At 40.5% G+C, this 20,048-nt stretch carries 19 protein-coding genes; 10 read left to right on the forward strand and 9 right to left on the reverse strand.

The annotated features are described in order from the left end of the window. Positions 1-174: 174 nt before the first annotated feature. Both K1X56_04335 and K1X56_04340 read left to right on the forward strand, forming a co-directional pair. Positions 175-768 (forward strand): hypothetical protein, encoded by a 594-nt coding sequence (locus tag K1X56_04335; protein MBX7093926.1) that lies wholly within the window; start codon positions 175-177, stop codon positions 766-768. Then, positions 759-1,625, forward strand: a complete 867-nt coding sequence (locus K1X56_04340) for a hypothetical protein (GenBank protein MBX7093927.1) — start codon at positions 759-761, stop codon at positions 1,623-1,625. The genes K1X56_04335 and K1X56_04340 overlap by 10 nt, the downstream gene beginning before the upstream one ends. Here the strand turns inward: K1X56_04340 and K1X56_04345 are convergent. The 6 genes from K1X56_04345 to K1X56_04370 are packed head-to-tail and all read right to left on the reverse strand — an operon-like array spanning position 1,622 to position 10,915. Then, positions 1,622-1,879 carry a hypothetical protein gene (locus tag K1X56_04345; protein ID MBX7093928.1) on the reverse strand — a complete coding sequence of 86 codons (258 nt, stop codon included), beginning with the start codon at positions 1,877-1,879 and terminating at the stop codon, positions 1,622-1,624. The two genes, K1X56_04340 and K1X56_04345, sit on opposite strands and share 4 nt — an antisense overlap. 1 nt (position 1,880) lies before the next feature. Beyond that, complete coding sequence (locus K1X56_04350; GenBank protein MBX7093929.1) at positions 1,881-4,961, reverse strand: CotH kinase family protein; 3,081 nt, start codon at positions 4,959-4,961, stop codon at positions 1,881-1,883. A 60-nt stretch (positions 4,962-5,021) separates the two neighbouring features. Then, positions 5,022-6,332 carry a glycosyltransferase family 2 protein gene (locus K1X56_04355; GenBank protein ID MBX7093930.1) on the reverse strand — a complete coding sequence of 437 codons (1,311 nt, stop codon included), beginning with the start codon at positions 6,330-6,332 and terminating at the stop codon, positions 5,022-5,024. Further along, a complete protein-coding gene (locus K1X56_04360; protein ID MBX7093931.1) occupies positions 6,332-7,759 on the reverse strand; it encodes a hypothetical protein in 1,428 nt (475 codons plus the stop codon). The genes K1X56_04355 and K1X56_04360 overlap by 1 nt, the downstream gene beginning before the upstream one ends. Before the next feature lies 1 nt (position 7,760). Continuing rightward, on the reverse strand, positions 7,761-8,837 hold the full coding sequence (locus tag K1X56_04365) for an HlyD family secretion protein (protein MBX7093932.1): 1,077 nt from the start codon (positions 8,835-8,837) through the stop codon (positions 7,761-7,763). After that, positions 8,834-10,915, reverse strand: coding sequence for a hypothetical protein (locus K1X56_04370; protein ID MBX7093933.1), 2,082 nt, complete (start codon positions 10,913-10,915; stop codon positions 8,834-8,836). The genes K1X56_04365 and K1X56_04370 overlap by 4 nt, the downstream gene beginning before the upstream one ends. 282 nt (positions 10,916-11,197) lie before the next feature. On the opposite strand from K1X56_04370, the gene K1X56_04375 reads away from it, so the two are divergent. The 4 genes from K1X56_04375 (at position 11,198) to K1X56_04390 (ending at position 14,077) form a co-directional block, all read left to right on the forward strand. After that, a complete protein-coding gene (locus K1X56_04375) occupies positions 11,198-12,355 on the forward strand; it encodes a hypothetical protein (GenBank protein ID MBX7093934.1) in 1,158 nt (385 codons plus the stop codon). 108 nt (positions 12,356-12,463) lie between these two features. Beyond that, positions 12,464-12,742, forward strand: coding sequence for an acylphosphatase (locus K1X56_04380; GenBank protein ID MBX7093935.1), 279 nt, complete (start codon positions 12,464-12,466; stop codon positions 12,740-12,742). After that, positions 12,732-13,127: a hypothetical protein gene (locus K1X56_04385; GenBank protein MBX7093936.1), complete on the forward strand. Its 396-nt coding sequence runs from the start codon at positions 12,732-12,734 to the stop codon at positions 13,125-13,127. Before K1X56_04380 ends, K1X56_04385 begins: the two co-directional genes overlap by 11 nt. After that, a complete protein-coding gene (locus K1X56_04390) occupies positions 13,127-14,077 on the forward strand; it encodes a hypothetical protein (GenBank protein MBX7093937.1) in 951 nt (316 codons plus the stop codon). Before K1X56_04385 ends, K1X56_04390 begins: the two co-directional genes overlap by 1 nt. On the opposite strand, the gene K1X56_04395 is transcribed toward K1X56_04390, so the two are convergent. The 3 genes from K1X56_04395 to K1X56_04405 are packed head-to-tail and all read right to left on the reverse strand — an operon-like array spanning position 14,078 to position 16,319. Beyond that, positions 14,078-14,749, reverse strand: a complete 672-nt coding sequence (locus K1X56_04395) for an HAD family hydrolase (GenBank protein MBX7093938.1) — start codon at positions 14,747-14,749, stop codon at positions 14,078-14,080. Between the two features lies 1 nt (position 14,750). Further along, complete coding sequence (aroF, locus tag K1X56_04400; protein ID MBX7093939.1) at positions 14,751-15,746, reverse strand: 3-deoxy-7-phosphoheptulonate synthase; 996 nt, start codon at positions 15,744-15,746, stop codon at positions 14,751-14,753. A 15-nt stretch (positions 15,747-15,761) separates the two neighbouring features. Further along, entirely contained in the window at positions 15,762-16,319 is a 558-nt protein-coding gene (locus tag K1X56_04405; protein ID MBX7093940.1) for a methyltransferase domain-containing protein, read from the reverse strand. A 225-nt stretch (positions 16,320-16,544) separates the two neighbouring features. Between K1X56_04405 and K1X56_04410 the strand changes: the two genes are divergently transcribed. From K1X56_04410 to K1X56_04425, 4 genes are read left to right on the forward strand one after another with little or no spacing between them, the layout of a single operon-like run. Beyond that, complete coding sequence (locus tag K1X56_04410; protein ID MBX7093941.1) at positions 16,545-18,080, forward strand: tetratricopeptide repeat protein; 1,536 nt, start codon at positions 16,545-16,547, stop codon at positions 18,078-18,080. Beyond that, positions 18,077-18,703 carry a rhomboid family intramembrane serine protease gene (locus K1X56_04415; protein MBX7093942.1) on the forward strand — a complete coding sequence of 209 codons (627 nt, stop codon included), beginning with the start codon at positions 18,077-18,079 and terminating at the stop codon, positions 18,701-18,703. The genes K1X56_04410 and K1X56_04415 overlap by 4 nt, the downstream gene beginning before the upstream one ends. Further along, on the forward strand, positions 18,700-19,182 hold the full coding sequence (locus tag K1X56_04420; protein ID MBX7093943.1) for an HAD family hydrolase: 483 nt from the start codon (positions 18,700-18,702) through the stop codon (positions 19,180-19,182). Before K1X56_04415 ends, K1X56_04420 begins: the two co-directional genes overlap by 4 nt. Continuing rightward, a complete protein-coding gene (locus K1X56_04425) occupies positions 19,183-20,037 on the forward strand; it encodes an aminotransferase class IV (protein MBX7093944.1) in 855 nt (284 codons plus the stop codon). The last annotated feature ends 11 nt before the right edge of the window (positions 20,038-20,048 follow it).

Below are 20,048 nucleotides of genomic sequence, written 5' to 3' on the forward strand. Positions count from 1 at the left end.
TAGCCAAATACGTGAAAGGTGATATTTTTATTCTAAGCGAAGAGGAGTTCGACGACTTTATCACCTTTGCCGAACCGGATATGAATTTTATAAAAAATGCTTCGCAATACGATTTAATCATGTATTTTAAAAGCAGATATAAAGAATACGATTTGTACGTAAGAAGAAAATAAAATGAAAAAACTTGTCCTCTTTTCACTGTTGATCATTTCCTCCATGCAGCTAAAAGCCCATCGCGATTCCCTGTGGGTGGATGGTCGCTATTATACAACGGATCAGTATAAAAACAACGAATTCGAATCGTGGTTTATGCCGGGAGGAGGGTACTCCATTTATAAACCGGAAGCCAGCGATTCATTGGGAATGTTTTCAGGAATAGCTATTGAATTTGCTATATATACTAAGGTCGATCAAAACGATAATCCGGGTCCATCGCATGTTCGCTGGTACACCAAATTCAACCTGAATTCTTCCAGTAAAGATGGTGTTTCCGATTTGTTTTTGTATTCCATGGGGATTGATCTATCACTCGAAAAAAATCCGAAACGAAATTTTTTGATTCCTTATTTCGGTTTGGAAGTGGGGGGGATTTCTCACAAAGCATTTGGTACATCGATTAATTTTACACCATTGGCGGGAATCCACTTGCTGTCTACCCGTAAACTTTTTGTAAATGTGCACGGCGGATATTTATATCCCGTTCGCAATTTCGAATACCTGCAGGGTTGGTTTGCGTATGCAGGAATTAATTTTGCATTGTGGCAATAAAGATCATGCGTTCACTATTGTTATTTTCATTATTACTGCTTTTTTCGTCTTGGACCGATTTCGATCCGGCATGGATTCACCGTGAAATGATTGTTTCTAAAAAAGTAAAAAGCATTGAAATTTTTTCTGTACGTCCATTCAATAGTCAGGGATCAGGAAAAAGCCGCAATTATGAATCGAAATTCAGTTTTGATGAACTTGGCAGGTTAACCAAAGAATATAGTAAATCCTATACCACCGATCGCTGGAAGGACTACTTATATTATGAGTATTTAGGAAACAGTGATACGCTTTTTTCGCGAAGGAACATCATGAGTTCAGATTCAAAACAATTTTATTATTCGGTATTTAAATCCGATAGCGGGAAATACATGGTGACCAATTTTTATGATGAATCGAATATTCGGGAGGATATCCATTGCACCTATTATTTTGATGAGAATAACCGGATAAAAAGTGGCTATGTATATACGCTAAACCCAAGGGGGAATGATACAATTACAGTTCGTCAAATCAACTTTGTTTATCATGGATCAAGCTCCATATTGGCTCAGGTGATCATTGATTACGACAGCAGAAACGATAAAAAAATTATTGAGCGACATTTTTCTAAAGAAGGAAAATTAGTTCGCGTGATCAACCGGGGGATTTTTAGTTCCTCCTCTGAAGCTCCATATTTTGAAAAGGAATTTTTTTATGATGAAGCAGGACGCTTATCTGAAATAAAAGAGACAGACAGAAAAAAAGATGTTAAAAACTGGAAGTTTAATTATCATTCCTCCGGATTTTTGAGAACGGTCGATTATAATAATGGAGTCCTATCTTTGGAGCGCTTTTATTTTATCTACTATTTTTAATCAAGGTTCAAATCCTTGTTCAGGTTAATGTGACCAGTATATTCCTGCAATGTTTCTTTCCGGTTCAGAATTTCGATATATTCCACATTGCTCAATGATATTCGCTGCCACATTTCTACATAGAAACCGTAGAGGGAAAAGAGGTGGACATTAAATCCCAAATAAATACGCGAAGCAATAAAGTCACCGTCCTTTTCTAAGCGACGATATTTTTGCTCGAGTGTCAATCGTTGAAATTCGTCCTTGCTCACCATGTTATAAGCGGATAAAGCGTGCGTGATTTCCTTGCTTGTCGATAATGAAATATAAACCGGGAACCATATCCTGAAGCGGAATACGATTTGTGTTTTGCCGGTTAAGAATTAATTTGCCGTTCACATCATAAACCGAAAAAGTGGTACTTCGGTTTAAAAACAATTCTTCTCCGTCTGCAGGATTCGGATAAGGAATTAATTGCTCTGCAATGGCGGTTTCTTCTGCCATGCTTGTCATTAAATTACTCATTCCCGGTGTAGCATAATAAAACCAAATCTTATCGTCGCTTCCATCCGGATAACATCCATAGGAAACATTATCCGTCATGCCTTCATAATGGATGCTGTCCACCATCGTAATTCCGTCGGGCAGGAATAAATACAGACTTCCGGCAGCAGCGGGTAATGTGAAATTGCAGTGCAGGTTCCCCTGTGCAAGATCATTGTCGGCCCAGAATAATTTAAATCCGTATGGAGGAATTTTGGTGCTGGAATCGCCGGCTATAATTTGGAATTGGGTAGGCTGAATCAAACTTGTACTTACAAAATAATTGTTCAGATCGATGGTGTCGGAACCGGGATTATAAATTTCAAACCAGTCATCGTATTCACCGTAGTTGTCGGCAATAAACGAATTGTTTTTAGCCATCACTTCATTAAATTTTAAATCGCGAAGTGGATCATAAGACGGATCAATGACAAAGAGTGCAGTAATGACTGAATCCGTATTGAGTGTTACCGTAATTTCATCGGTAGTTATTCCGGTTCCCTGCCATTCTAAAAATTGATAACCCGGCATGGGAATGGCTTTTAGTTGAAGGGGAATGTTTTCATAATATAATCCAGTCCATGGGTAGGTGGGACCTTCCACTCCGGGTAATTGCGGGTGGATTAATAGGCTGTTTATTTTTACCCGACCCATCACGGTGTCATTTACATTCAGCGTGATTTTAATACTGTCGCCCAGCGAAAAATAGGCTTGAAACTGATTGCGTTGTTTTTCGGGACGATACCTGGCGAAGGAATCCAATTGGTAAATAATGGCATCCCATCGTTGCAAATCCGGAACTTCATTTGCGCGATCGGCGAGGGAGGTCGACATGGAAGGATATCTCCAGCGTTCTACATGCCGTTGCATTTCGGGTCGGTAGATGTTATCGCTTTGTTGTACGATCGACTGAATACGGTTTTCTTTGAACCAGGAATTTAATAAGTCGCAATAGCGATTGATAAAGGCGGTTTTAAAATCATTATTCGTTAATAGTCCGCGTAAAATTTTCGTATAACTTCCGAATAGAGGTCCCGTTAATGTGGCTTGTTGTATGCCATTCATACTCGGAAAAACATTGCTGCAGGAACCGCCAAAACTTCCGTCCTGATCGTAAAATATCCAACGGAAACGACCGTCTTGTCCCGCCGGGGCCAACGGATTAAAACTGGTGGATTTACGCCACATGCGAGTATTGCTGTTGGGCCAGTCGCCATTACCAAAATATATTTCACTTAATTGGTAATCGATAAAATTGTCGACATCCATCTGCGTCTTTACCCAATCATAATTGGAAGAAATTGTCATATCGCTTCCATCAATAAAATCTTTGAGGTTTTGAAAAAGTAAGGAATCACTTAAGGTGCCTTCTTCTACATCACCTTCTTTATCGAGGGTGGTCACTTCCTCTTTCGGTATAGAATATTTATTGGCAAAATAATCGGCATTCAGATTTTCTTTGATGGAATGCAATCCCCAATATTCTCCATTGATAAAAACAACGACCTGACGCACATTCATGTGATCGAGAGGAATTCCTTCTACAATCAACGAAGAAATATCGTCGCGCGGAATGCAATCCGGCCGATGTCCGTTACTCCGTAAAATCAGATTATCGAAACGGTTTTGTGTTTTTCCGGGAAATAAAATGTAATCGAGATGACCCTTACCGTATTCTTCTCTGAAATTCAGTTTTAAACTTTTCTGGCAACTATGTCTTCCACCGCCACCGTGTGTACGTATTCCAACTACCGACTCAAATTGGGTGATGCCGTTTACATCAATCAAAGCAATATTCGCTTTGCGTTCCCAGTTATCACCCACTTCATTGTAATTTCCGTCAATGGCATTTCCCCAGACATAAATTCCGCGGTCGTCCGAAAACAAATCGCTGCTATCGGCAATCAGGGAAAAAATGGGTAGAGAAAAATTGCTGTTCAATTGCGGATCAACCATCACCGCGCTCGTGGTGCTTTCGCTGGGAAGTGCACCCGGATAATTCGGAAATGCTTTTGCTTTTACCACATTAAACCGATACACATTCGAATAAGGAGGTAACCATCCTCTGGTATTTGCACGTGCCGAATCGTAAGATCCCAATGGATAATTGAAGGAAGGATTCGTAGGAATTAAACTCCAGTAATTTCCTGCATTGGTTCCGATAAAACTCAACATGGTGCCTGCTGTTAATACAGGATCATTGACATCTGGTTCAGATCCATCGATGGTATAGTGTATGGTGACATTCGGATCGTGATGCAAAAAAGATAATAACTGATCGGAAGAATAAACTCCCGTTGAGGGTTGAATAGCCGGAGCAACAGTTACTCCCCAATAACCCATGCCATTGTTGGGATCATTAAACGTAGGCGAAGAAAAAAATGAAAGTACATTATTGGTATTTCTTCCGTAAGAGTAGGGGGCAGGACAATAAGGCAAAGTCATTGAATCTAGCAAATTCAAAGCCGGATCGGTCAGGTATAAAAGTTCACCTTGCGACAATGAAAAATTGGAATGGAATTCCGGATTCACCAGATTTTTTCCGCTGGCAAACACGATCACCACTGCACCGGGTGATACATTTACAGAGGGAAAGGTCCACTTGGAAGGATTACCGATTTTATCACTCAGGTGATAGCCGGCAAGATTAACGGAGGTAGAACCGTAGTTGCGAATTTCAATCCAGTCTTCAAACGAAGATTCAAAATCCATTACCGGACCTAAATTGTTTATCACCACTTCGTGAATACGAATCTGTGCCGATGCGAAATGAAAGGAAAAACAAAAAAGGAAAAATAAAATCCGGTTTCTCATTATTATAAAAATAGAGAGAAGAAAATCGGTTTACAAGGAAATCGGTTGAAAAATGATGAATTAAAGGCGCATTTCCTTGGCGTGGCGACTCGTCTTTGCCGGATTCCAAGGGTCCTTATAGGAGGCTTTGAAGAATAGTTCCGAAAAATAGGCTGCACTCCTTACAATGCGGAGGAAATATCCGAAATAGAAAACCATCAAAGGAATGTAAATCAGGAAATAGGTTATAGGCGCATTTTTTCTGGCACGAAAGGGTGAAAAGAATAAAAATTTGAAATAATTGTTGACCGAATACAAAAAGAAATTCATCACAATAATGTATTTCAACTGTGAAGGAAAATCCACCAGCATATCGAACAAATAAAAATACCAGAAAACATTCAGCACTAAATTGTAAGTGATGTTTTCGGCAAACGAAATAAAATTTCCGAGTTTGAAAGATTGATTGGGGACAAATACATCACGGTGTTTACGCAAGCGAAAGCGGATTAATGATTTATCCCAGCGCAAACGTTGCTTGATTAATTTGCGGAAGGTATTGGGAACACTGGTCTGACAAACCGCCAATGGTTCAAAATAAATTCGGTATCCGAGTTTTCTGATTTTAACAGTGATATCGCCGTCGAGTCCCGGACCAATATCCCAACCGCCAATACGGTCCATTACATCTTTACGAAATGCACCAAAGGCTCCGGAAATAACACGGTAAATTCCCAAATGCGAAGTCACGATTCGTCCCACCGATATGGTATCGGAATATTCAATGGCTTGAAGTGTAGTGGCCAGACTTTCTTTATAATTCCTTACCTGAACGTTTCCACCAATAGCACCAATGCGTTTATCGAAATAAAAGGGCACCAGAATATTTTCAATCGCATCGCGGTCGTAGGAACAATCGGCATCGAGGTGTACAATGTATTTTCCTCTGGCGTAGCGGAGTCCGAGATTTGCAGCAGATGCTTTTCCTCCGCGAACATCATTGCGAAGGAACATACTGATCAATCCGTTTTTCTGCAGGTTTTTACAAATCTCCGGCGTGGCATCGTCTGAACCGTCATCAATAATGATTAACTCATAATTGGTGTAGGTTTGTTCACGAAGTGATTTGGCAAGCTTAAAAATATGTTTTCCTTCATTTTTACCGGGGACAATAATCGATACTAAAGGCGATTCATCCCACATCAGTTTACGCGCTTCTTTTATTTGCTTGCGTTGTACCCAGGATTTAAATTTCCAGGAAAAAAGGGCAATGGTTTCAACAAAAACGTAACGGAAAAATTCAAATAAAACGTAAAACCAGAAAATACGAACCAATTTCCAGTATCCTACTGAAGCAAGATAAGCGAAAAAGTCGTCCCAGAATTCTACCATTAATCCCCAAAATCTTTGGTGAGTTGCTGAATCTGCAATTCGTGCGAAAGTTTGGTGTTCAGCGGGAGGACATTGTACTTGATGTCCACTTCAAAATTCTTAAAGTTTTTACTGATCAGTCGCGAAATAATTCCGCAAATCTCCTTTAAGATATTATCTGCAACTTTCGTTGGAATTTCATTGAGCGATAACAGTACAACATTCACGTTCTGGAACGAAATCAAATCCGACGAACGAATATTTCTGCGGATAATTTCTACCAGGTCGCGCAATAAGGCACGCTGAGAACTGGCTCCGATCATGGAATATAATTCCCCTGCATTTTTTAAATAGATTCCTGCAACGTTCGACGAATAATCGGTTTGTTTTAAACGTTCAATCTCATACTTGATCATCGTTTTAAACGTCTCCAGTTTTACGGTACCGATAAAGTCCTCAATGTCTTTAGATGTACTTACATATCCGGTCTGTGCACTGGTTTCACCTTTTTTGGTGATGCGGTACGATTTAATGTGTTTCGGAATCAGGTACTGCACATCGGTGTCCTGCGTACACACCATGCATTTCGCTTTAACACTGATATCCTGAAATTTGCTGCTGCATTTTCCGCAGGTGTAAATAATGGAAGGTTTGTCGTAATCTACACCAATGTGACGAAGCATTTTATTGCATTTCGGACAATTCAGCTGGTTGTCGATCTCATTTTTAAAATCGGAAATAGGTCCGATGTAAGCGCATGGAAAATGGTGAATCAAATCTTCACTGTCGGCATTCGTGCTGCCGCAATGTGGACAAACCTCTCTAAAGCTTAAATATCCGCCTGAACAGGAATTACAGAGATAAATCCGGTCGAGGTACTCTCCGGCGAATAATCCTTCTTTCTCTGCAATTTCCATAATGTCGAGCACCTGGAATTCGTCGCGATAATTAAAATTGATAGAGATTTCGGGAAATGTATAACCGATTCCTGAATTGAAATAGGGGAGGGGATTTAATTCTTTTTTATCGCGGGTGTAAAGCAGATTCAACACTTTATCGATCATCTGTGCTTCGAACGAAAGTGATTTTGTAAATGATAAATCTGCAATTTTTAGATAAATCTGCTGTATCACCGGAATCACCATTTTTACCTGATCGAGGGAATAAATTACACCGTCAATCAGATTATTTACCAATGGATCGCGGTTTTCATTTCCCTTCAGCATAAAGATGGGCTTCAGGTAAAATTCGGGATTCAGATGCGCTCTGATTTTTTTGAGAATATGCAAGGAGTAATTTAAATCGCCCGACTCAATGATAATCGCATCATAAATCAAGGCATGCTCCGTACGGAATGATGATCCCGTGTAGGCAATAAAAAAACGATAGCCTTCGAATTCGAGTACGTTTTCATTGACTTCAAACAAATGTTCTTGTCCGCTATCCATATCAGAATTTCGATTTGGTTATGTTTACACTCATCTTGTAAAAGGCTTTCCAGGTTCCAAGTTCAGCGCTATCCAGTGGGAAAATATCGGCAACCAGACTTCTTGTCGTTGGCTCATATTTTTTCTGGAATTCCTCCGGCAATGTATTCGTTGCGAAATAAAAACGACGAATATATCCCCGGCTGCTGGATCCATCTGGAAATTCAATATTTACTTCATCCCCCTCGTGCAACTGATTCATGTCTTCCTGCTCGAAAAATGCTTTGATAAAAATATTTTGCGGTTGGTGAATCGACATGATCACTTCCGATTTCACTGCGACTTCAAAAGGCTGAAAATTAATTTTGGTAATGGTTCCGCTCAAGGGCGAATAAAATACTTTTTTACCATTGTCATCCCCACCGGCTCCTCCGTTATTGTTGACTTTCATGTTCGCAGGAGCGTTTTGTCCACGCATACTGTAGAGTCGACCCAAATAAGTTTTACTCATTCGGATGTCGTTTTGCAATTTTTCTATTTCGAAATGCAGCGATGCAATGGAATTTTCCAATTGATCGAGTGTTGATCGGGGAATGATATCCAGGATCACTTCATTGCGTGTTTGTTCCAGTTTTCCTTCTTGCAACAAAAGCATTTCCTGACTCTCCTTTAAGCGGATTTCATTTCCTGCAATTTGTTTGCTGAGATTATAAATTTCACGCTCTACCCATTCTTTATCGCCTCCGCCCATACTCATGGCTGCAGATCCACCGTTGGAGCTGAATCGACCGAATGCATCTTCATCTTCGAAATACGTAAAGAGTGAATCGCCTTTTTCAACACTTTCCCCCTCGGCAACATGAAACTCAAGAATCCGGCTGTCGTCGGTATTCATGATGTTTACTTTTTCAAACAACACTTGTCCATCCGCATCGATGTATATGAATTTGTGATACACATAACGCAGAAAGAAGAAAAGAATCACTACCAGAATGATAATATAAATAAGGCGGTCCCAGTTAAACGGCACACGCGATTTCTGATCCTGTTCCCAGGTTCGTATCATCGAATTTCCACGCTGAAAATTGATGTTTTTCATCGGAGATTCCTTTCATCCATTTCAATCAGTCCACCCAAATCGTGAATGGCAAACTGATCGTAATTGTTTTTATGATACATATCAATCATGTATTTTTCCATGGCCGATTTAGTTCCAAAATCCTTAGTGCGGAGGGCGACCACTATCTTATCTTTTAGTGCTGAATAAGGTGCTATTTTACGTTCGATATATTCCGGTTTAATGTTTTCATAAGCCATAAAATAAACCTTGTCACAAAGTGAAAATATGGATTTCATGTTTTCTTCCGGATAATGCAAAGGCACAGAAACACTGAGTTCCCAATGATGTTCTTTACAGTAATTCCCGGTTTGTAACAACATGGCCTGATAGCTTTGCAAATAACTTTCCTTCTTGCTGTCCCAATCCGGAAATGTATGCGGTTCCACATCAAGATGTATGCCTTTAATGGTGGAATCGGTGAAATTCTTTAATAAAAAAGCTAATTCTTCCGCCGGATTTTTCTGAATGAATTGGTTATCGCCAATCATCAGGTGGACATCCACTTCCGGAATTAAAGTGATCAGCTCACGGATTTTACGGGTGTTCTCTTCGTCGCGGTTAAGCGAAATCACCACCTTGTCGAATTTATTGTAACGGATGTATTCGGCAACAAATTCAACCGATTTTTTGGCCAGTACCGTCGACCAGATATACACGCTTTTTTCAGTCATGGCGTCGAGATCAAAATAATTGGGAATGTCGAACGATTGTGCAATTTCTTCGGTTTTGTTTCTTCCGCTCATGGTATAAATGCGAAGTAATTTTAGATAGAGACTCTGACGTATATCCAGCAATTCCATCTTTACGGCAAGCATGTCGTCCAGTAAAGTGAGTCCTTCAATCGGATTAAAACGCAGGGGATCCAAACGAAGGGTGGCATTCATTTTACGGAGTAATTCCTGGTACAAAATAAATTTCTGGTGGAATGAAATATACTGCTTCAGTTTGTATCGGTATTCATAACATTCGTTCAGTAATTCTTTTTGTTTGCCTTCGAATTTTTGAGATAAGATGTACATCGATTCCTTCGCTCTTGCTTCAATCAATTCATTGCGCTGATTCATCCGGAAGGGAATGGGCATGCTGAAGTTTACTCCCAGCGAAAAGAAGGAACGATTGCCCGGAACAATCAGATCGTAATAGTTATAGCGAAGAAAAGTAGATAAACGAAGATCATTCATAAACCGGTACTGCAATTGCAGATTTTCCAGGTATAAATTGGAAATACTGTCTCTGGAGGAAGAGTCGAGCCCGTAAAACACCGATGCATAGCGAATATCCAACAAGGGTAAATCAGCCGCCTGAATTTTCAGCGTGTCCGAACCCGAACCAAATTGCAGGTTGTAATCTTCATACACACGGGTCAATCCCTCAATCTCGGCCTTGCGCGATAAAACACGAATGTAATCTTCGCGACTTAAATACCTCGACAAATGCAGGCGTTCTGCTTCAATGCTTAGTTCATTCAACAAATCCCTGCGCTGCTGCAACACTTCCAGTTTGGCTTTGTTAAAAATGTAAATGATCGTGTTCCAGTTTACCGAATAGCTTTTCTCTTTCGATTCGCCGGAGGATAAATATTCGTTAATGCGAATGGAATTTAATTCCATTTGTTCCTGCGCACGGTTTTCAAAAAAACCATTCCCTAATACATCCCAGTTCAACCCAGCCTGTAAGCGACGTTGATAAATCAGATTATCATCGTCCTCATTCAGCGAAGGAGTGAAATTCTGAAGAAAGGAAGCATTCATCGATAATCCTGGATCGCTATGATACATTGCCGCTTTGGCCCGGTGCACATCGTTTTCATAAAGATACGCATCATTATTGCGAAGCGTCCCCCCGAAAAGCGTTTCAACCTTTTGGATATCGGTCCCCCACTGTGGGTATTCCGCATAGGATTTGTAGGTTTCCCAGGTCGTACGAAGCTGAGAGATTTCCTGCTTTAGGATAATACTATCCTTCTGGGCAAAAGCAGAAAAAGCTAAGCCCAGCCATAGAATGGAGGATATGGTGTATTTGTTAAAAATCAATTGCAGCCCGTAGAGGGGTGACAAAAATAGAATGTTTTATCCTCAATTCCTTGGTTTAGCAGATTGATTTTCAAAAAAATCAGATAAAATTTCAGGAACGGTTTTCTGCACATTTTTAGAGATATTTGTCCAATGCCGGAAAATAGGAGAATTCATAATGCACAGAGAATCGTTGTACTAACAGGTGTTTTCGCTGTGTGTTGCTTTATTTTCTACGGCAATCGAAGCTCTTTTTTAAGCATTCTGATCCCATTTTTCATTCTTGGAGCGCTGAGCTTCTTACTAAGTTTTCATGAGAGCTATCGCTTGCGAAAAGTCAACACCATCCTTCTGGCGGGCATCCTGCTTCGGATTCCGTTCTTGTTCAGTGAACCAATTCTGAGTGACGATTACCATCGTTTTATCTGGGATGCCAAACTTACGGTTGAAACGGATATTCACCCCTATCAATACCGACCCGAAGAATTAAAGGAAATGGCGGATCCCTTCTATATCAGGAATGCGGATTTGTACGAAAAACTGAATTCCAAGTCCTATTATTCGGTGTATGGACCTCTTAACCAGTTTTTATTTCAACTGCCGGTTGTACTGAGTAAACATCCTAAAACACAACTTTTCATTTTTCATCTGCTTATTTTAATAGCGGAAATCCTGTTTTTTTTCCTCTTGCAAAAAATGCAAACCCATTCAGAAAATCGGTTTAGCCCATTGGCTATTTATTTTCTGAATCCACTGGTTATAGTTGAACTCTGCGGCAATTTGCATTTCGAAGGATGGAGCATTTTACTTCTATTCAGCGCTTTGTTTTATCTGCGAAAAGCAAAGCTCTTGCCTATGATTTTGTATTGGATTGCAGCCATTACCATGAAATTCATTCCGCTATTGGTGCTGCCTTTTGTTCGTCACTATTTAAGCTGGAAACAGAGTTTTTTAAGTGGATTAAGCATCATTCTCCTGAGTGGTATTATCATGTATGGATATGCCGGGGAATATCTTTTGGGCTGGACAAAATCGCTCGGTTTGTTTGTACAACAATTCGAATTCAATGCTTCATTTCATTATCTCATTCGCGGAACGGGAAATCAGCTGTTGGGCTTTAATCCCTTGCTTTATACAGGTCCCGTTTTATTGGGTTTTCTCTGCATTTTTTTAGTGTATCTGGCATTGCGAAAACCTAAAAATACATTGGTCGGACTCTATGCTTCCATTCTTGTATTTTTTACCTTTTATTATGGATTTTCCTCTATTGTCCACCCCTGGTATTTAATTCCACTCCTGGCATTTGCGGCCTTGCTCGAATTAAAATCGTTTTGGTGGTGGACAACCTTATCCTTTTTATCCTATTCCTTTTATTCGTACGGCGAAGGAGAAGCATATTATATATACATTGGTTTAGAATACATCCTATTTGTCATTCTTCTGTTTTCCGAGCGGAAAAGCTTGATCTCCTATTTGAAAAAATAATTAGTCTGAAATTCTATTCGTTAGCATTTTATTTTTTTTGATGTTGCGAATCACTTATATTTTCATTTTCAATTCGTATTTTGTTACGGAAAAATAATTGTATTTACATTGGAATTAAGCATCCAAATCCGGATTAGCGGCAAAGTTCAGGGTGTAGGTTTCAGAAGAAATTTGCAATCGAAAGCGCTGTCGCTGGACTTATGCGGAAAAGTTTGGAACACTTCCGGTGGAGAAGTCATGGTGAATGTTTGGGGACCAAAAACACAGGTGATGCAATTATTGGAATGGTGTCAGCATGGTCCGCGTTTTGCAAAGGTTGATTCCTTGCAATGGGTAGAAATTGAAAGGGGAGGGGAAAATGAATTTATTATTACAAATGAAGAATAAAACATTTTTGAAATACAAAGAGAACGAAGTGTTTGTTACTGCGGTCGACGAACGTGGCATTTGTTGGGTTATCGTCAAGCAAAATGCCATTATCACACTTCGTGAAGCAGAAGAAAATACAGCCTTTGTTATTGAATTGGGGAATGGTGAAATCATGCCGATGTTAGTGGATACGCGGGGAATTTCTACGATTTCCAAAGAGGCAAGAGATCATTTTTCTATGCGTGGACGAAAAGGTTATGTGAATTCAATTGCCATTCTTACGGGAAATCCATTAAGTAAAGTAGTCGGAAATTTTTTTCTCGGATTAAATAAACCAAGTGTGCCTACCAAGCTATTTACCCAGGAAGAGAAAGCGGTGGAATGGCTCAATGAATATTTATAATGACAGAAGCTTCGGAGTACATACTTGTCTTTGCCGCATTAAAGGAGTCGCTAAGTAAAATGGCGTCTTCCGCACAAGATATGGAACGACTGAAATGGCTGGAATCGGAAATGCTTAGGTTACAGAAGGAAAATGAAAAACTGAGCCACTACAAAAAAAATACGGAAAACAGAATCTCAGAAATTTTGGATGTGGTTACCGCATTGGCAAAATTAGATTATTCCGCAAAAGCCAAGGTAACAGGAAGTGGCGATCATGTAGATGCACTCGCTGCCGGTGTAAACATGATGGGTGAAGAATTGGAAGCATCCACCGTTTCACTCAGTGAAAAGGAAATTTTATTGAAAGAAATTCATCATCGGGTAAAAAATAATCTTCAGCTGGTAAGCAGTTTGCTGAGCATTCAAAGTTCTTATGTTACCGATCCGGTGGCCTTGTCGAAATTCAGAGAGAGTCAGAACCGTGTAAATTCCATGGCGCTCATTCACGAAAAATTATACCTCTCCCGAAATTTCTCCATGATTAATTTTGGCGAGTATTTGCAATCTATTGCCAATTACCTCAGTCTCGTTTACAACATCGATCCTGACCGGATTCAGGTGGAAAATAAAATTCAGGCCGGATCCGAAAAATTAAATCTCGATACTGCGTTGCCTTGCGGACTCATCATCAATGAAATTTTATCCAACATGTTTAAGTACGCTTTCCCGGGCGAGCGAAAAGGAAAAATTGTCATTGAAATGCATCACCGCAAAGAAGAAAACATCAATCATTTCGATCTGATTGTGGCCGATAATGGAATTGGATTACCCGGTAAATTTAATCCTGAAGAATCTGCTACCTTAGGTATGCAACTCATCGTTACACTGGTGGATCAGTTGGACGGTCAACTCGATATTGTATCGAACCCAGGTGAAGGCACCCGTTTTATTATTTCATTTAGTCAGTAATCAGACTAAAATATATTCATCTATAAATTCGCGAACACATGCTTCTCCTCCTTTACGGGAAAGAATTAAATGTGCATGAAGTTTAACGGAATTTACCGCATCGGCCGGACAAGCAGATAATCCTACAGCCTGCATTACATCTGCATCGGTAACATCATCGCCAATATAGGCTACCTGCGCTAATTCAATTCCCATGGTAGCACACCAGGCTTTTAAAACATCCAGCTTGGGAACGGTACTTACTTCAACCAGTTCAATATCGAGCAAAGATGCGCGGCGTGCAATGAGGTTTTTATTGTGACCATGCGAAATGATTCCGGTTTGAATTCCATTTTTCTTCAGGCGCTTAATGGCAATTCCATCTTTTGCATTGAACTTTTTGTATTCATCTCCACTCTCCGAATAATACATTCCGCCATCCGTTAAAACTCCGTCCACATCCGTAACGAATAAACGAATTCCTTTTTTTCTGATTTCATCGGCTTTGGCCAGACTCCCTTTTAACAGCAGATCGAGACTAACCTTAAAATGATCGGCAATCTTAACCAGATCATCAGGTGTGGGTCGGCGTAAATCTGAAAAATCAATTCCGATTTCATTGGCCAATGAACTTTGGTCGATTTTTTTCGATTTGCAGAGGTATTCCAGATTGCGGTAATAAGCGCTGTTCATATCAAATCAGTTTTCGGTCGATAGCTTTAGCAATAGGATGCAAAGATGCAACAAGCGCGGTAAATTCCGAAGGATTCAATTGCTGGGAGGCATCACTTAATGCTTTGGCCGGTTCGGGATGGGTTTCAATCAGTAATCCATCCACACCCATTGCCATGCAGGCACGGGCTAAATCGGGAACACCGTAGGCATAACCCATGGCGTGACTCGGATCCAGAATGATGGGTAAATTACAGGCATATTTTAACCAGGCTGCTCCACATAAATCGAGTGTAAACCGGGTTTTTGTTTCAAAGCTGCGAATCCCGCGTTCACAGAGCATCACCTGCATATTTCCTTTCGATAAAATAAATTCTGCGGCTTGTGCAAGTTCCTGTAGTGTAGTACCAAATCCACGCTTAATTAATACAGGTTTCCGGCTTTCTCCACAGGCGTGAAGAATGGAATGATCGTACATGGCTTTGGCTCCGATTTGAATAATATCGGCCGTTTCAATCACCGCTTCCACATGCGAGGAGTCTTTTACTTCTGTAATGATGCGCAAACCATATTCGGCACGAACCATCTCCAGTAATTCAAGACCTTCCATTCCCAATCCCTGAAAGGTATAAGGTGAGGTGCGCGGTTTAAAGGCGCCGGCGCGGAAAATGTGCAGACCGTTATCCTTCACCAATTGTGCTGCACTGCGAATTTGCGATTCGTTTTCTACCGAGCAGGGACCACCAATCACCACCGTGTTTAAACCATTGCCCAGCTCCATATCACCCATTCGGGTGATGCGGTTTTCTGCGCGATATGAACGAGAGCTCAGCTGGATATCGGAATCCGCCACCCAGTGACTTTTCGCAAAACGTTCAAGAGTAGGATGGAGGCTTTTTTCTGAAGAAGAGGTAACCAACAATTGCTTTTCGCCATCGTGCACATAAAAGGCCGCAACAGAACGAGCCAGACGCTCCGCTTCGCTTTGAGGGATGTCCGGATGAAGTTGAATAATCACGCTAAATAAATTTTATCAGATGCTGCACTTGTAAATAAATGCAGGAGGAATATTCATAGGGGTAAAATCGAGTTTTACCTGACGGAAATGACTTTTTAATAATTTGTGTGCATTCAGCGAATACTGAAACTGAATAAATAATCCACCGGGTTTAAGGCTTTTTACCGCTTCACTCAATATGGCACCTTTAATCGAAGTCGGAATTACAGTAAAGGGAATGGAAGAAACGGTATAATCGGCCTGATCCGCTCCATTTTGTTGTAAATGACGCATCACATGCTCGGCAGAATCATTGATCAGAATCATCCGGGAATCATTGATCTCCTTCTGAATCATGTCGCAAAAACTTTTCTGGGTTTCAAACACAAAAAGTTTCGCATCCGGATGCATGTTTTTTAAAATCTCCTTGGTGAAAATTCCCGTACCGGGACCTAACTCCACAATTACCCGTGCTTTAGTAAAATCAATCGGCGCCACCATTTTGCGCGCAAGAAAAATTGAACTTGGCGACAGAGCTCCAACTGTTCTCCTTTCCCGCAAAAACTCCTTAAAGAATCTGATCCCTTTGCTCATTTCGATGGATGTGATAGGGACAAATTTAAGAAAAGCAACAGATTGAGGAAATAAACGTGGAGAAAAGGACGTTAAAATCAGGAAATTGTTGAAAAAACAATACTGACAATAATTCAGTCCTAAACGGATTTTGATTCATCACAATTCGTTTCCATTGTGTTTAAACCTGCTTAATACAGCACATAATCTTGTTATGGGATAACTAATTTCTAAATTTGCTTAGTCATGACCAGGATATTCTCACTAATAGTATTGCTTTTATTGGCAGGTTCGGTAGCTGCTCAGAATAAAAAACAAGCCAATAAATATTTTCTCGCCGGCAATTTCGAATTGGCCTTGGATGAGTATGCCGCTCTGGCAGAAATTCAGCCGGAGAATTTACTCTTTCAGTACCGGCTTGCAGTGTGTTACCTCAATACCAATATTTCAAAAACCAAAGCCATTCCTTGTCTGGAAAAAGTAATCAGCGCCAAGAAATTTGATGCCAATGCTTTATTTCTATTGGGAAGAGCTTATCATTTTAACATGGAATTCGATAATGCGATAGCGGCTTACAATCGTTTTCTTGAAACGAAAGATGGAAATGCAGAGAATAAAAAAGAGGCGGGACGGCAAATCGATTATTGCCAGAATGCAAAGGAGCTGGTTAAATTTCCCATTGAAGTTGAATTCGAAAATCTCGGACAAGGCATTAATTCGGCCTATCAGGAATACCTTCCCTTTGTGCCTGTAAACGAAAGTTTTTTATTGTTTACCACACGAAGAAACGATGGAAGCAATGTGCGTCCCAATGGATTATTTTATTCCAACATCTACTACAGCAAAAGTGAAAACGGAAAATTTACTCGTCCCGTTCCTCTGGAAATTAATACACCTGATCAGGATGAAAATCTGGTTGGATTATCCAACAATGGAGAGGTGGCCGTTTTCTACCGCGAAACACCGGAATCCATCGGCGATTTGTTTTTCCTCAGTAAAAAAGATGGGAAATTTTCGGTGTTTAACCGCATAGATCCGAAAGTAAATACTTCGTATACAGAAATAGCTGCAACAATTAGTGCCGACAGCTCCTCGATCATTTTTGCCAGTAACATGCCCGGCGGATTCGGAGGTATCGATTTGTATATCTGTCGCCGTTTACCCAATGGAAAATGGTCCGATCCGCAGAATTTGGGTCCATCCGTTAACACCATCTACGATGAAGATTTTCCTTCCATTTCTCCCGATGGAAAAACCCTTTATTTTTCTTCGAAGGGACATACCTCTATGGGCGGATACGATTTGTTTTACGCAACGTATAATGAAGAAAAAAACAGATTCATGCAGGTGCGCAGTATGGGCTACCCGCTCAATACACCGGGTGATGATATGAATCTCCGTATAAGCGAAAATGGTAAGTACGGATACATTGCCGCTGTTCGTCCCGAAGGCTTCGGCGATTTAGATATCTACCGGGTTAATTTTAAAGATGCGGAATCGCAGTTTACGGTTATCAAAGGCTATATTAAATCCACCGATTCAACGGCGCGTCCCGAAGCGGTTTTCATTACCGTGAGCAATAAAACTACCGGCGAAATCATGGGCGAATATCAACCCAATCAACGCAACGGCAGATACGTGATTATTCTTCCTCCCGGAAATTATTCCCTCATGATCGAAGCAGAAGGATTTAGCGGAAGAATGGAAGATCTGGAGGTTTACGGGATGGAATCCTACCAATTCGAAGTGTTACGCGATTTTATTCTTACACCGGAAAAATGAATTTCTCTCCAACGCTGATTTTAATTGTTGTTAATGTTATCGTTTCACTCATGTGTTTCGAAAAGCGCGATTTGTTTTACAAATTGGCATTGAATCCCTATAGTGTAAAACACAACAAGGAATGGTATCGCTTATTTACCCACGCATTTGTACATGCCGATTTTATGCATCTGTTTGTGAATATGTACGTGCTTTATGGATTTGGTCAGTTCCTCGAACAAATATTCATGTTTCATTTTGGAGACCGTGGTCTCTTTTTATACATCCTGCTATATTTTGGGGCTATGATTTTTGCAACACCCGTCGCTTTAAAACGACATCAGGATAATCCCTCGTATAATTCGGTTGGAGCCTCCGGTGCAGTTGCGGGAATTATATTTTCGTTTATTGCGTTTTATCCCGGACAAATCCTTGAGTTGTTTTTTATACTCCCCATTCCTGCATTTATTTTCGGTGCACTGTATCTGATCTATGAAGCAGTAATGGATAAACGAGGCAGAGGAAATGTGGCACACGATGCACACTTTTTTGGTGCTGTATTCGGATTTGGATTTACGGTATTGCTGGATACAGACATCTTTCTGAACTTTTTTAAACAAGTGCTGCAATTCTTTGGTATATGAAAAAAGCAGTGTTTCTCGATAGAGACGGAGTCATTAATCAGGAACGGGGCGATTACACCTGGAAATTGGAGGACATTGTATTGTTAACCGATTTAATTCCCTTTTTAAAGGAACTGCAACAGCGCTCCTATGAGTTAATCGTAATCACCAACCAGGGTGGAATTGGCAAGGGATTGTATTCGAGAGAAGAATATTTTATGGCTGAGCAAAAAATTGCTGCTGAATTGGACAAGGAAGGTATTCATTTTCAGGAGGTGTATTATTGTCCGCATCACCCTACGGTGACCCAATGCCTCTGCCGCAAACCGGGTGGATTATTATTCGAAAAAGCCATTGCCCGGTTTAACATCGATCCTAAACAAAGTTACATGATAGGCGACCGTGAGCGGGATATAGAGGCTGCTGCATCCGTTGGCATAAAAGGCTTTCTGATCGAGGCGAATTCTCCGCTTTTGCCTATATTGGACAAAATTTCCTGAATGAGCGCACTACCATTTGCCAATTGCGACGGGAAAATTGTTGATTCCTCCCAGCCGTATTTAACTGCCGAAAACCGTGCTTTTCGGTATGGCGACGGCTTGTTTGAATCGATTCGTGTCATTAACGGAAAAGTATGTTTTCCTGAAGTACATATTGCACGATTACTCGAAGGAATGGCAGCGATTAAAATGGATATCCCGGCTCATTTTACACAGGGTTATTTCATTCAGCAGCTCAATCAAACCATCGAAGCGAATAAAGTCACCGAAGGAGCCAGGGTCCGCCTAACGGTATTTCGCAATAACGGCGGTTTCTACCAGCCGGAGGATAACGGAGCAGGATTCGTGATTGAAATGAGTGAAACGCAAAGCAATTATTATCGCTTAAATGAAGACGGACTGGCGGTTGATTTATATACCGAAATAAAAAAGCCGGTAAATAAACTTTCCATTTATAAAACCTGTAATTCCCTGCAGTATATTATGTCGGCCATCTGGGCGCGGCAGAATAAACTCGATGATGCATTAATTGTAAATGACAAAGGCAATATCATCGAAGCCAGCAGCAGTAATTTGTTCATCATTTGCAATGGCGTATTATATACACCTGCACTGAGTGATGGATGTTTGGCAGGAACCATGCGCATGCAGGTAATTAATCTTGCGCTCGAAAACAAAATTAAAGTGTACGAATGTTCCTTAACGCCACAAAATTTATTGGTGGCAGATGAAATATTTCTGACCAGCGCTACACGTGGATTGCAGTGGGTGAGTAGTTATAAAATGAAGCGCTATTTTAATACCCTTACCCGAACTCTGGTTGAAAAGCTCAACGAGAAAATATCCAAACTCTAAAAAAAGCCCAT

The organism is Flavobacteriales bacterium (genome assembly GCA_019694795.1).
GTDB lineage: Bacteria > Bacteroidota > Bacteroidia > Flavobacteriales_D > UBA2798 > UBA2798.